The organism is Enterococcus villorum (assembly GCF_007990225.1).
Lineage (GTDB): Bacteria > Bacillota > Bacilli > Lactobacillales > Enterococcaceae > Enterococcus_B > Enterococcus_B villorum.
Genome location: NZ_BJWF01000098.1, coordinates 1 through 793, shown reverse-complemented (window position 1 = coordinate 793; position 793 = coordinate 1). Strand labels below are relative to the sequence as shown.

The following is a 793-nucleotide window of genomic DNA, read 5'->3' as shown; positions in this document are numbered from 1 at the left end:
AGAACCAATACATTGTGCTTTTTTTAAAGAAGAAGTCTATCAAGGCTATAATAGTCATCAAGAAGCGGTTTTGGCTTTTCTTATGTATAGTAATCGTGCATGTTCTATACTAACCCCAAAATTCGTTCCAGGATTGAAAGAAAAATTAGATCAAGTACCTAAAGTAGAAGTAACACTGTCTCCAGAGGTAGAGGCTAGGATAGAGGCAGGAGTGAATGCTCAGATAGAAGCAGAGATAGCAAAAAAAAGAAGAAACGGACGAAGCGTAGACTTAACCCGATACGAAGAATTGAAACAAGAACTCAAAAAAGTACGAAAAAGACATCGAAAAAGACGTGAAGAATCTTATAAAGAGTTTCCTCAACTATATGAATTGACTGTCGACGCCAAGCTTATTTACACAGAAGAAAATGTTTTTGATTCCTATAAATTTTTTCCCATTCGAATAAATCTTCAAATGATGCAAGCAGTTGAATTATCATCAAAAACTTTTTTTTCTGAGAATGGAGAGTATGAGTTGGCTTTTCGTAGTTATTTACAAGTTCACCGAACGAAAGAAAACTTTTGGAGAGTCAATGAGATTCTTTTTCCTGTTAAAGATGATTTAATTATCTATCAGTGGAACACTGACTTTACAAATTTTTACAATGGTGGTAGAGAAGATGACGGTGCTTATTTATGGTCAATCTATGACCGTAAAAAGCAACAATTTACTGTAATAGATATTGAACTTATTATACCATAGGTGAAAAGAGAAGATTTGGGACGACTGCTGCCTCTATCCTCTTTTTTT

General features: G+C 34.2%; 1 protein-coding gene. It reads left to right on the top strand.

Annotated elements, in window-relative coordinates; genetic code table 11:
* A partial coding sequence (locus EVI01_RS13475; protein WP_146811784.1) for a hypothetical protein occupies positions 1 to 745 on the top strand: 745 nt, incomplete at its 5' end.
* Between the last annotated feature and the right edge of the window lie 48 nt (positions 746 to 793).